This window comes from Chryseobacterium sp. FR048 (assembly GCF_056844665.1).
In genome coordinates this window covers 870,627-883,053 of sequence record NZ_JBXDSE010000001.1, presented here as the reverse complement: position 1 = coordinate 883,053, position 12,427 = coordinate 870,627, and the positions used below count along the sequence as shown (strand labels likewise).

Below are 12,427 nucleotides of genomic sequence, written 5' to 3'. Positions count from 1 at the left end.
TCATGTTAACACCAGTAGCTGTTTCTGCATGTAACTCTACTTCCCTCAAGGGAAGTAGGATAGAAAAATTATCCTGTAACAGGCATCAAGGCAAAACTTCGTGTAAAAAAGAATGTTGTCATCATAAGCAACATGGAAATTCCGGTTGTTCCGGAAATTGTGGAAAATCGTCCTGCCAGAATTCTTCAACAACCTTTTGTATTTATAATAGCTTTAAATATTCACAGAATATTTACAATTTTGAGAATAAAAAATCATTCCCAATCTATAAACAACCCTTTTATTCTTCTGGGTTTCATTCCATCTGGCAACCGCCAAAAATAGCATAGAATAATGGTTTGATAGCCATAACTACGTCTTATCGTAAGCAATTAGTGCTTTCGATGACTTTATTATTCAATTTATTTTTTTAAAATCAAAACAAAATGAGATCAATATCAAAAATATTGATGGTAATCACTGTATTACTGTCAAGTATATATGGTTTTGCACAAATTTCAAATGCAAAATCTGTCAACGTTAAAATTTTCGGAAACTGCGCTATGTGCAAAGAAATGATTGAAAACGCCGGAAACGATAAAAAAACAGCGAAAGTAGACTGGAATAAAGAAACTAAGTTAGCTTCTATTACTTATGATAGTAAGAAAACGGATGAAAATTCAATCTTAAAACGAATTGCTTTGGCAGGATTTGATAACGAAAGTTTTTTAGCACCAGATGATGCGTTTGCAAAATTACCTGAGTGCTGTAAGTACAAGAGAGATCTGAAGACCGAAAATCAATCAAAGGGCGATAAAATGGCGATGAAAATGGATCATGGTACCCATAATCATGACAATATGAATTCTTCTGCTGAAAAGTCCATGCAGAATATGTCACAGCTTAGCGGGTTTTTCGATAATTATTTTTCTATAAAAGATGCGCTTACAAAGGATAATTCCCAGATTGCTTCTTCTAAAGCAGCAGATTTAGCAAGTATAATTAAGTCAGTACAAATGGATAAATTATCCGCTACCGAGCATACTGTATGGATGAAAGTGATGAACACCTTATTATCCAATGCAGAGGGAATTTCAAAAACAAAAGATATATCAAAACAGAGAAATGCTTTTGTATTACTTTCTAAAAATGTGTACGAGCTTGCAAAAGTATCTAAACAGAATACACCTGTTTACTATCAACATTGTCCCATGTTCAATAATGGAAAAGGAGCTGACTGGTTAAGTAAAGGTTCTGCAATTAAGAATCCATATTATGGAACAAAAATGTCAACATGTGGAAGTACCACTGAAACAATCAAATAGTAACCTATGAAATATTTTTTTTTAGCCGCCCTAATTTCGGTGGTAATAGCATTGACTTCCTGTAGTGAAAAATCAAAGGAAACTAATGCAAATAATGAACAAAATACAATGAGTATGGATCATTCTGTACATAATAATATGGAAAAAGGTACAATAGTACCAAGTGATGAGGTATGTATGGTCAATAATGCTTTTATGGGAAAAAAGCAGTTCGAGGTGAAGTATGAAGGTAGGATGTACTACGGATGCTGCGAGATGTGTAAAGAGCGAATTCCAAAGGAAGCATCGGTTCGTTCAGCAATTGACCCTATTTCAAAAAAAGAAGTGGATAAGGCTACTGCTGTCATAGCTGTAACCGGTGATAACGGTGAAGTATCTTATTTCGAAAATAAAACAACTTACTCTGATTATATTAAAAAAAATAAAAATTAATCTTAACAATCATTACAATGAAACATTTAATCTTAGGCATTGCTGCCACTTCAGTATTAGCATTAACAGCTTGTAACAATAATTCAGAAAAGAAATCTGAAAAAGCGGAACAAGTTCCAGCTTCAAAAATAGATTCTACCGTAACTAATGCCAATGCTGCCGAAACGAAGCAGGCAGATTTTACAGAACTGTATTCTCATTACCAGCATATGGCAACCGCTTTATCTAATGATGATGATAAAGAGACGGGAGCAGCTGCAAAAGGTATGTTGGAATCCTTAGCGAAAATCGAGACCGGAGGCATGAAACAGGAAGAGAAGAAATCTTATGATGATATCGCAGCCGATGTTAAAGAAAATGCTGAGCATATTGCTGACAATATTGGAAATATAGCGCACCAGAGAGAACATTTTGCAATATTAAGTAAGGATTTTTATGATATAACAAAAACATTTGGAACGCAAAAACCATTATATAAGGTAAAATGTCCTATGTATAACAATAATAAAGGAGCTATTTGGCTTAGCAGCACTAAAGAGGTTAAGAACCCTTATTTAGGAAAAGCAATGTCGACCTGTGGCGAAGTTCAGGAAGAATTGAAATAAAAACCTGAGAACTTGAGGAGATCATTGAGTTGGCTGTAAAAAGGTATTTCAGAATGCTGACCACAGCCAACTAATTTTACCCACTATTTGCTATTTAAGAAATGACCTGTTAAGAATTTTGTTAAAGTGAAGATTGCAGATAGGAAATAAAAATTCATTGCCAACCAAAACAACGCTCTTCTTAATTTCATATATGAAATAATGAATCAATTGCAATAAAACTAGAATCAAACCAATACTAAATGAAATTCAAGTCAAAACATACACGTTTGATAAAAATCACCATAGGATTTTTGGTATTATTTGTTGCCATACAGTTTTACAGACCTGAAAGAAATATTTCGACTGTACCTGGTGGACAAATGTTTGAAAAATCTTTTAAGCCAGAGGCGAAAGTAAGTGCGTTGCTTCGGTCCTCCTGCTATGATTGCCATAGCAATTCCACAAGGTACCCCTGGTACACCAATGTTCAGCCCATGGGCTGGTTCATGGCAGATCATATTAAAAATGGCAAAGATAAACTTAATTTTGACGAATTGTCTACATATGGTCCCCGGAAGACTAACTCCAAAATTACGCAGATTATTCATCAGATTCAGGAGCAAAAAATGCCATTAAAATCTTATACTGCAATTCATAGTGATGCGCAGTTAAACCAAAATGAACGGCAAATTTTGATAAATTTCTTTAATTCTAAGTTAAACACAAATCCTTAAGATTATGAAAACATCAGATTACGAATCCAAAAGACATTCATCTAAAATGAATATGCCAACTGATGCAAATGCCGAGCGCAGAGAAGGAAATTTCAAAAGATTATTATGGATGGCGATAGTTTCGTATATCCTTATGTTCTTTTTGATGTAGGTAATGGTTGATAGAATAGAGAATATCATTTTCAATCTCAACCAGTTTTATATGGCGGGGCTAATGGCTGCACCAATGATAGTCGTTGAGATTTTGATGATGGATAAAATGTATGCAAATAGAAAATTCAATGTATTGATTACCGGATTAGCAATAGGTGCATCTTTGATATTTTTTCTTTGCGTCAGATATCAGGTGGGGGTGAAGGATGTACAATTTTTAAAATCAATGATCCCACATCACGCAGGTGCTGTTTTAATGGTAGAAGAAGGCAAATTAGAGGATCCTGAGGTAAAAAAGCAGGCGCAGGATATAATCTCCTCTCAGAAAAAAGAATAGAATTTATGGAGTCGAAAATAAAAGAGCTTGAAAAGAAGTAACAGATCATTCATTTTGATTTAACAAATCCAATTATAAATACTAAATCTAAAGCAATGCAAAAGTATACATGTCCAATGCATCCTCAGGTAATACAGGATGAACCAGGTAAGTGTCCATTATGTGGTATGACATTGGTTGCCATAGGAAATTCACAGGCACATACGACACATCAACATGCAGAAAGTAATAAAGAAAAGAGTTCCCATAATGAGTCTGCAAATCATTCCTATGATAAGCATCAAGGACATCATACCGGGGATTTTCTCAAACGCTTCTGGATAAGCCTTATCGTTACCGTTCCAATTCTGTTTCTGTCACATATGATCCAGCAATGGGTAGGACTTACCTTAGGATTTAAAGGAGACAGTTACGTTCTTTTTGCTTTGGGAACATTTTTATATATCTATGGCGGTTTTCCATTTTTACGGGGAATGATGGGGGAAGTCAGGGCAAAAGCCATTGGAATGATGACTTTGGTAGCTCTGGCGATTTCAGTAGCCTATATTTACTCTTCTGCTGTGGTATTTGGGCTGAAAGGAATGGATTTCTTTTGGGAATTGGCCACATTGATCGATATCATGTTACTTGGGCACTGGCTCGAAATGCGTTCTCAGATGGCAGCATCCAAAGCCCTCCAGTCCTTGGTTGCACTGCTTCCAAATGATGTAACAGTGGAAAGAAATTGTCAGGCCCTTCACGTAAAATTAGATGAATTAGTTAAAAATGATATTGTTGTCATTAAGCCCGGGGAGAAGGTTCCTGCTGATGGAGATGTGGTCGAAGGTTTTTCATATGTGAATGAAAGTATGCTCACAGGAGAGAGTGTTCCGGTAAAAAAGGATGTAGGTTCAAAAGCAATAGCAGGCGCAATAAATGGAGATGGTGTGTTAAAGATAAAAGCTACAGGTATTGGTAAAGACAGCTACTTAAGTAAAGTGATCAATCTGGTGCAATCCGCCCAGGCTGCAAAATCAAATACACAAAACCTTGCAGACAAGGTTGCCAAATGGTTGACTATTATTGCCATAATGGTAGGTGTTTTAACTTTTATCTATTGGTACAGTTCAAGTAACAATATTTCATTTGCCCTGGAAAGAATGGTTACTGTTATGGTTACTGCATGTCCACATGCACTAGGGGTGGCAATTCCTCTTGTCGTTGCAATATCAACAACATTATCAGCAACAAATGGATTATTGATACGTAACCGTACAGCTTTCGAAACAACCCGAAAGCTTACAATGATTATTTTTGATAAAACTGGCACATTAACAAAAGGTTCCCATGCGGTAAAACGTGTGTTGGCACTCGGTGGTTTTTCCGAGGCTGAAATTATCCAATATGTTGCTGCAGTACAACAAAATTCAGAACATCATATTGCCAAAGGTATCATGGCTTTTTTGAATGAAAAAGGATTGTTATTATGGAAATCCGAAAAATTCGAGTATATGCAGGGAATAGGTGTGAAAGGTATTGTGGAAGGAAAAGAAGTTATTGCAGTTGGGCCAAACTACTTTATTGAAAATAAACTGGGAATGCCGGTCGTGCCATCTGAAATTGATCAGGATACCGAAACGGTAAATTACGTTTTAATTGAAGGTAAACTTATTGGAATGATCACCTTTGCAGACAGTTTGCGGGACGGATCGGAAGATGCTATTATTGAATTGAAACAGATGGGAATAAGATCTTTTTTGCTCACTGGTGACAATGAAAAAGTAGCAGCTTCAGTAGCAAACAAGTTAGGAATGGATGGGTATTTAGCAAATGTTCTACCTCACAATAAGCAGGAAAAAGTTCTAGAATACCAAAAAAAAGGTGAAATCGTTGCGATGACAGGGGATGGCGTTAATGATGCTCCCGCATTAGCCCAGGCTGATGTTGGGATTGCAGTTGGTTCGGGGACTGATGTGGCAGCAGAGACTGCTGACATTATTCTTGTTAATAGCGATCCCAGGGATGTTGTGAAGTTAATAGGCTTTGGAAGGCGCACTTATCGCAAAATGATCCAAAATCTACTATGGGCTGTCGGGTATAATATCATTGCAATACCACTTGCTGCCGGGATACTTTACCCGGGTTTTTTGCTTAGCCCAGCAATGGGAGCTGTCCTGATGAGTGTTAGTACTATTGTCGTGGCCGCTAATGCGGGATTATTGAAATTGAACGAAAACCAACTAAAAAATAAATTAAATAAATAATGAAACATTTTTTGTATATCATATTTATGCTTATCCTAAGTATAAACGTCAATGCTCAGGAAACAAAGAGTATTTACACCTGTCCTATGCATGAGCAGGTTCAAAAATTAAAGCCGGGAAAATGTCCTATTTGTGGGATGGATCTGGTCAAAAAAAATATTAAAGTAAAAAAATTGGCTAAGAAAGAAACGGTAAAGAGTACTCAGCCGAAAATTGTCAATAAAGAAGTACCTGCTGATCATACAGAGTATGACCACTCCAAAATGCAGGGCATGCCAGCTAAAATGGATGACATGAAGAAGAAGGTCTACACCTGTCCAATGCACCCTGAGGTTGTGTCAGATAAACCGGGGAATTGCCCCAAGTGTGGAATGAAGCTTGTGCTAAAGGAAACAGAGATGAACCATCAGGTAATGGATATGGCTTCGCCGGAGAAAAAAGAAATACCTGTTCTTCCCTACAAAACAATCACAGGAGGAAAAGTTGTGAAATATGATCTTTTTGTAAAAGACACCATAGTAAATTATGGTGGAAAACCCAGAAGAGGTATTGCTGTAAATGGTCAGATTCCAATGCCTACATTAACATTTACAGAGGGGGATACGGCTGAGATCGTAGTCCACAATTTAATGGATGAGGAAACTTCACTTCACTGGCATGGTGTAATGTTACCTAACAAAGAAGATGGTGTTCCATGGCTGACGCAAAAACCTATTAAGCCTCATTCAACATATACCTATAGGTTTCCTATTATTCAACACGGTACACACTGGTATCATTCACATTCCGGACTTCAGGAACAAATTGGAATGTATGGTTCTTTCATTATGAAAAAAAGAATGGATGATCCTACTTTTAGAAAAGGGATCGATGATCTTCCAGCAGTGCCCCTGGTACTAAGTGAATGGACTAATCTTAATCCTAATAATGTTCATCGGATGCTCCATAATGCCAATGATTGGTTTGCCATAAAAAAAGGGACGACACAGAGTTATTGGGAAGCAATTAAAGAAGGCCATTTTAAGACCAAAGTGACCAATGAATGGAAGCGTATGCTGGCGATGGATGTAAGTGATGTCTACTATGATAAATTTTTGATAAATGGTGCCAGTGAGCAACAGCTCAGTCAATTTAAAGCTGGAGATAAGGTAAGATTACGAATATCAAATGGAGGAGCTTCTTCTTATTTTTGGATTAATTATGCAGGGGGGAAAATCACTGTGGTAGCTAATGACGGGAATGATGTGGAACCCGTTGAAGTAGACAGATTGATAATAGGTGTCTCAGAAACCTATGATATTGTAGTAACAATTCCTGAAAAAAATACCTCATATGAATTGTTGGTTACACCGGAAGATCGTACCAAATCAACCTCTATTTATATCGGTGAGGGTATTAGACAGACAAATTTACCTCTACCCAAGCTTAAATATTTTGAGGGAATGAAGATGATGAACGATATGATGAAAATGAATGGGAATATGAAAGATATGGGAATGAACATGACCCTTCAAAAAATGGATATGAATACAGTAATGTATCCTGAGATTACAGGGAGCAAAGAAAAAGGTTCAAAAGCTGACCAGAAAATGAAAATGGATGAGAATAATATGGATCATTCAGAGCATGATATGGGCAGTTCCGACATTGTCACATTAAACTATGACATGCTTAAATCGCCATATAATACAGAATTACCTAAAGATCAATCCATAAAAGAACTGACTTTTACCCTTACAGGAAATATGAACAGATATGTTTGGAGTATGGATAATAAGGTACTTTCTGAAGTCGATAAAATTCACGTGAAAAAAGGCGAAATTCTGCGCATCACTCTAATAAATAATTCAATGATGCGTCATCCTATGCACCTGCATGGGTTTGATTTCCGGGTATTGAACAGCAGTGGTGTGCAATCTCCCCTAAAAAATGTATTGGATATCATGCCTATGGAAAAGGATATCATTGAATTTGCAGCAAACACCGAGGGGGACTGGTTTTTTCACTGTCATATTCTATATCACATGATGGCTGGGATGAACAGGGTTTTTGCAGTGGGTGATTATCAGAATCCTGAACTTCCCAATAAGGAAAAAGCATATAAAAACCTGCAGAAAGAAAGCAATGAAATCCATGTAATGGCTGAAAATGATTTTGCTTCAAATGGTAATGACGGACAATTTATGCTGCAGAATACCAGATGGAACCTGGGAACTGAATGGAGATTGGGATATAACAATATGCATGGATATGAAACCGAAACCCATTTGGGAAGATATATTGGTAAAATGCAATGGCTTATGCCTTTTATCGGTTTTGACTGGAGATACCGTGAGTTTGGAAGCCATGAAATTGAAAAGAATATGTTTGGGCAAAAAAATACCAAGAACAAAAGAGCAACCTTAAGTGCCGGAATTGTTTATACATTGCCCATGTTGGTTGACTTTCAGGCTGAAGTGTTTACTGATGGCATTGTCCGTTTACAATTAAGAAGAGAAGATATCCCGTTGACCAAGAGATTAAGAGGTGCTTTTTCTGTAAATACAGACAAAGAATATATGTTGGGACTAAAGTATATTATGACAAGAAATACGGCTTTTTCTACCCATTATGACAGTGACATGGGCTGGGGATTGGGCTTAACGCTGTCTTATTAATTACTTTAGTGATAAATTTATCAAATGATTGAAAGGAAGAAAAAGTTACATGTACCAATCAAAGGGTAATAGATTTCTTCAACATTTTAAGTTATCTCTTGAAGGAATAAGGTATATGCCAAACAATAATACTCATAAGCTATTTTTATAGGTATTAAAAAAATGAAACAGATAATATGAGTAAGCCAGTGAAAGAAACTTGATGTATGGAAACTAGTCAGTATTTCAAGAAATTAATTGATATAATAAACCTAATTATATAATCGCTATGGGGAAAATTGCCTATAAGGCTTTATGCTCCATTTATGATATTACTCCGAAAGAAGTAATATTTGAGGCAGTCGGAAAACCAATCAAATTGCCGAATAATAAAACAACACTCTTCGCAGTGCAATACTGCTTGCCATTGGAGCAAAGGACAAGACCTTTGAAACAACAAATTAGCGATTGGTAAATATTAATGAAACGACAGAGAATTCGTATTTATTTGCTATCTTTATATAACGAAAGAGAGGGCAGTAACCCTCTCTTTCTAAATAAGTAAATCATTTTAAATATCCGCATAGTGAAAACAATAACTCACAGAATATTTGTAATTATGTCTGTATTAACAACTAATGATTTATTCTATGCTTTACAAAGAGAATATTATGATGATGGAACTTTTACCTGATGTTTTGTAGTACTAGAGAAGAAAATAAGTCAAGAAGAGGTTGAAGGTTTTTTCTAATAACCGATCTTAAATTTCTTCCTCTTTCGGAACAATTATCAATTAAATAATAGAACCTTGTGATTTTTTGTGCACATCATTGTTATTGATATAATTCTCGTTGAGGACTCCAATAAGACAATCATTCTTCTTTTGAAATTTCTCTAGCATCTTTTAATTTTAAGTTCTAAATCTATTAACTCTGATTCCATTGGTAATGGTTTTATTTTGCTTGAATATAGTAATTTTGTCTTAGTTATATTTAGGTTGGTTAATAATATCGTTGCCAAAATTAATTGTTTTATGGAGCTAAAATGACTTGGAAGATGAGGCTTTTTATGCTATGAGAAATCAAAAAGACGGAGCAAAAGGCATTTTCATAAATGATTATAGCACATGTGCAGCAAATAGCATTATTGACCAAATGTCAGTTTATGAAGATGGCAACAATGATTGGACGATAGAAAATTAAATTACAATGACTGAATTAGAAAATATTTTACAGCAAAGAAATATAAAACCCACAGCTATGCGTTTGTTGGTAGCAGAAAAGCTATTGAAACAACAATATGCAGTAAGTCATAAAGAATTGGCGGAGCAATTTGAAAAAGCTGATAATGTCACTTTATTCAGAACGCTCAAAATATTTCTGGACCACAAACTTATCCATACCATTGATGATGGAAGCGGAGTAATAAAATACGCACTTTGCCAATCGGGCTGTAATTGCGACTTGTCAGAATTACATACTCATTTTTATTGCACCGAATGTAAACACACTTTTTGCCTTACTGAAACAGAAATTCCAGATATTAATATCCCCCAAAACTTCAAATTAGAAGGTGCTAATTTGGTCCTAAAAGGTAAATGCGACCGTTGTAGCTAATATCCTTTTCAACTTTGCAATTCGATTGCACTAAAATATTTTTTATATTTGCAGTCTGATGAAAATATTTGTAATCCTATTCAGTATCTATTTTTTGGCATTATCCGTAATGCCCTGTACTGATGCGTGCGATATAAATATTAGCAATTCTTCAAAATCAGAATTTACTAAAATCTCCAACGACCAAACGAACTGCAAAGATGTGTGCAGCCCTTTTTGTTCTTGCGCCAGTTGTCATACCGTTGTAAATTTTACGTTTCAAACGTTCAAAATAAGCGAGACAAAGCCGAGTTTCGGCAAACAGCAAAAATTCCCACTTTGGGCTTTCAATTTCATTTCCAATTACCACGGAAACATTTGGCAACCGCCAAAGATTAATGCTTAATATTTTTTAGCAAATGCATTTATAGGTGGGGCGTTTGGCATTTCCTCCACTAATAAAGTATTTGCCCTATGTTTTTACCGAACAAGGTGTTGCAATGGCATCTGCCATACTCCGTTCAGATATAGCCGTTAAAATGAGTGTGGAAATAATGGAAGCCTTTGTAGAAATGCGGCGTATGCTTATCAGCAATGCTTCTTTGTTTCATCGTTTGGATAATATCGAATTAAAGCAACTGGAAGCCGACCAAAAATTTGAAGAGATTTTTAAGGCTTTGGAAAGCGACAAGCTCCATAGCGAAAAAGGTATTTTCTACAACGGGCAGGTGTTCGATGCCTACGCCTTTGTTTCCGATATTATCCGAAGTGCCAAAAGCTCTATTATCCTGCTTGATAATTATGTGGACGATACGGTGCTAACCTTGTTGGGCAAGCGAAACAATGATGTCACAGCTAAAATCCTTACCAAAAGTATCAGCAATCAATTACGGTTAGATTTACAACGCTACAATAGCCAATATCCTCCGGTAGATATGGAGGTTTTCTCTGATGCCCACGACCGATTTTTGATTATTGACGATACGGAACTCTACCACATCGGGGCATCGCTCAAAGACCTGGGCAAAAAATGGTTTGCCTTTTCGAGAATGGATATTGAAGTCGTCAGGATGCTTCAAATCTTGAATAAGCCATAAAAAATAACCCTCCTAATTATCGGAGGGTTTTACTAAAGAGGTCTATACCTACAAATATAGATAAGTAGCTTTCTAAAATAAATTATTAAACCTCTCTTATTTACAACAGCTATTTCCTGCTTGTATTGGCGGGCATTTTACAGTACCATAACTGCAATACACACAACAATCGCCTTGTAATGGTTTTAATCTTGTCTTGCAATTTTCACATTCATAAAAATATTGGCAAGCATCTGTCGGCATTGTTTCCTCTTTTTTGTATCCGCAGTTTGGACAGGTTATTACGGATTGTAATTTAATTTCCATTATGATATAATTTTACTTTTTAGTGATTTGTATCCTGTCGAATTGATAGCTTTTTCTATTTCTGCTATACTTGTTTGTTTGTTGTCAAACTTAACAATGGCGTTGCCTTTCTCATAGGAAACCACAACTTCGACAATTCCTTTTAGTTTGCTAATCTCTGTTTTAACGTGGTGTTCACAACCTGAACAAGTCATCCCTTTAATTGTAAACTCAACTTTCTGAATTTTGGAAGTTTGGGTAATAATTGCTTTACTTTCGGTCTTTGGAAAAAAGATGTGGGCATAAAGCGGAAATGATAAAAGTAAAGCCGCCATAACGGTAATAATTCCTAAAAATGATTTTGTTTTCATAAAGTTTGATTTTTCAGTTGTTTCACAGTTGCAGTCAATTTTCTTTTGCGGTTTCAATTTTTGATACCAAGCAAAAGCAAGCACTAAAATAGTTAACCCGATAAAATATGGACGAAAAGGTTCGAGCCAAGAGAAAGTTGAAGCAAGTCCACTTGTTCCTGCTATGATAGCCAAAACAGGTGTAATGCAACATAATGAAGCTGCTATTGCAGTCAAAAGTCCAGTCCCAATTAGTTTGTTGTCCGTTTTCATATTGTTTCTAAAATTTTGTTATCGTCAAGTATTTTAAAAAATGGTTCCAACATTTTCTCATACTCTTTTGTCAACGAGTAAAAAATGGTTTGCGCCTCTCTTTCCGTTTCAATTAGTTTACGGTCTTTGAGTTTTCGTAAATGCTGAGAAATTGCAGAAATTGTCATACCGAGAATATCGCTTAAATCACAAACACAAAGTCGTTTTTCTTCATAAATCAGAAACAGGATTTTCAATCTTACATTGTTTCCCGCCAACTCCAGTCCGTTAGACAAATAATCAAACGAACCGTGGAGTTCTGAAACCCGTTCTTTACAGCGATTAATTTGTTTAATGTCTGCTTGTTGTCTTATGCACGAAGTATTATCCATAGTGCAAATATAGCAAATTTGCTTATTTAA

Annotated in this window: 14 protein-coding genes; 11 read left to right on the top strand and 3 right to left on the bottom strand. The window is 35.8% G+C overall.

Annotation, left to right across the window (positions count from 1 at the left end):
• The first annotated feature begins 425 nt into the window (after positions 1-425).
• From AC106K_RS03955 to AC106K_RS03905, 11 genes are all read left to right on the top strand, one after another.
• A complete protein-coding gene (locus AC106K_RS03955; RefSeq protein WP_024563780.1) occupies positions 426-1,304 on the top strand; it encodes a DUF3347 domain-containing protein in 879 nt (292 codons plus the stop codon).
• Between the two features lie 6 nt (positions 1,305-1,310).
• Complete coding sequence (locus tag AC106K_RS03950) at positions 1,311-1,736, top strand: hypothetical protein (RefSeq protein WP_024563779.1); 426 nt, start codon at positions 1,311-1,313, stop codon at positions 1,734-1,736.
• Between the two features lie 17 nt (positions 1,737-1,753).
• Positions 1,754-2,341 (top strand): DUF3347 domain-containing protein, encoded by a 588-nt coding sequence (locus tag AC106K_RS03945; RefSeq protein WP_024563778.1) that lies wholly within the window; start codon positions 1,754-1,756, stop codon positions 2,339-2,341.
• Positions 2,342-2,583: 242 nt separating this feature from the next.
• Positions 2,584-3,057: a heme-binding domain-containing protein gene (locus AC106K_RS03940; protein WP_024563777.1), complete on the top strand. Its 474-nt coding sequence runs from the start codon at positions 2,584-2,586 to the stop codon at positions 3,055-3,057.
• Between the two features lie 4 nt (positions 3,058-3,061).
• A complete protein-coding gene (locus AC106K_RS03935; RefSeq protein ID WP_236617491.1) occupies positions 3,062-3,208 on the top strand; it encodes a hypothetical protein in 147 nt (48 codons plus the stop codon).
• 51 nt (positions 3,209-3,259) lie between these two features.
• Positions 3,260-3,547, top strand: coding sequence for a DUF305 domain-containing protein (locus tag AC106K_RS03930; protein WP_482443452.1), 288 nt, complete (start codon positions 3,260-3,262; stop codon positions 3,545-3,547).
• Positions 3,548-3,642: 95 nt separating this feature from the next.
• Positions 3,643-5,790 carry a copper-translocating P-type ATPase gene (locus tag AC106K_RS03925; protein ID WP_482443451.1) on the top strand — a complete coding sequence of 716 codons (2,148 nt, stop codon included), beginning with the start codon at positions 3,643-3,645 and terminating at the stop codon, positions 5,788-5,790.
• A complete protein-coding gene (locus AC106K_RS03920) occupies positions 5,790-8,447 on the top strand; it encodes a multicopper oxidase domain-containing protein (protein ID WP_236617493.1) in 2,658 nt (885 codons plus the stop codon). Before AC106K_RS03925 ends, AC106K_RS03920 begins: the two co-directional genes overlap by 1 nt.
• Positions 8,448-9,634: 1,187 nt before the next feature.
• A complete protein-coding gene (locus AC106K_RS03915; RefSeq protein ID WP_024563773.1) occupies positions 9,635-10,042 on the top strand; it encodes a Fur family transcriptional regulator in 408 nt (135 codons plus the stop codon).
• Positions 10,043-10,100: 58 nt separating this feature from the next.
• Entirely contained in the window at positions 10,101-10,427 is a 327-nt protein-coding gene (locus AC106K_RS03910; RefSeq protein ID WP_316928746.1) for a DUF6660 family protein, read from the top strand.
• Positions 10,428-10,452: 25 nt separating this feature from the next.
• Positions 10,453-11,118, top strand: coding sequence for an ORF6N domain-containing protein (locus tag AC106K_RS03905; protein ID WP_024566510.1), 666 nt, complete (start codon positions 10,453-10,455; stop codon positions 11,116-11,118).
• 96 nt (positions 11,119-11,214) lie between these two features.
• Here AC106K_RS03905 and AC106K_RS03900 read toward each other — a convergent pair whose 3' ends face one another.
• Genes AC106K_RS03900 through AC106K_RS03890 form a run of 3 tightly spaced genes read right to left on the bottom strand, consistent with a single transcriptional unit; the run spans position 11,215 to position 12,397 of the window.
• On the bottom strand, positions 11,215-11,424 hold the full coding sequence (locus tag AC106K_RS03900) for a GDCCVxC domain-containing (seleno)protein (protein ID WP_080666754.1): 210 nt from the start codon (positions 11,422-11,424) through the stop codon (positions 11,215-11,217).
• A complete protein-coding gene (merTP, locus tag AC106K_RS03895; RefSeq protein WP_024563770.1) occupies positions 11,424-12,026 on the bottom strand; it encodes a mercuric transport protein MerTP in 603 nt (200 codons plus the stop codon). The genes AC106K_RS03900 and merTP overlap by 1 nt, the downstream gene beginning before the upstream one ends.
• Positions 12,023-12,397: an ArsR/SmtB family transcription factor gene (locus AC106K_RS03890; RefSeq protein ID WP_024563769.1), complete on the bottom strand. Its 375-nt coding sequence runs from the start codon at positions 12,395-12,397 to the stop codon at positions 12,023-12,025. Before AC106K_RS03890 ends, merTP begins: the two co-directional genes overlap by 4 nt.
• Positions 12,398-12,427: the final 30 nt, after the last annotated feature.